Here is a 537-nt window from a genome sequence, read left to right as displayed (position 1 = left end):
GAGGGTGCTGGCGAGGCTGCTGGCGAGAGTAAGGAGGAACGTCCGTTCCGCTTCGGTAATGTCGTGATGCTCGAGGAAGCCGAGGGTGAGGACCCCGAGGGTCCGTCCGTCCGCCCGGAGAGGAATGAACGCCAGCGTTTGCGATGGTGAGTGCTGGAGGGATGCGAGGTGCGGGTAGCGTGCGGCGAACGCTTCGTACGGCAACACCAGCGGTTCACCCGTCCGCAGTACCTCCCGGACGGGCACGTCAGCGTCTTCAGGCAGCACACGAAACGCGTCAAGTGTTGTTTCGGGGAAGCCGAAGGTGCCGACGAGGTGGAGTTCGCCGTCGCGCACGAGGGTGAGGCTGGCTCGCGGAGCGTGCAGAACGCGCGCACTATCGGGCAAGACGGCCAGGACGTCGGAGAGGTGCTTCGCGTCGGAGAGCCTGGTCGTGATGAGGCGGAGCACCGTGAGGCGTGCTTCGGTGTCCTTCGAGGCGTGAATGTCGTGGAGAGTGCTGACCATGTACGCGAGGTGTTCCTCGTGGAACGTCGG

1 protein-coding gene is annotated in these 537 nt (G+C 65.0%); it reads right to left on the bottom strand.

Annotated elements, in window-relative coordinates:
* Positions 1-537 (bottom strand): GAF domain-containing protein (locus tag IEY49_RS21290; RefSeq protein ID WP_189012400.1); only part of this gene is annotated, 537 nt, incomplete at both ends.

This window comes from Deinococcus malanensis, from assembly GCF_014647655.1.
GTDB classification, from domain to species: Bacteria; Deinococcota; Deinococci; order Deinococcales; family Deinococcaceae; genus Deinococcus; species Deinococcus malanensis.
This window is presented reverse-complemented; position numbering and strand designations above follow the sequence as displayed.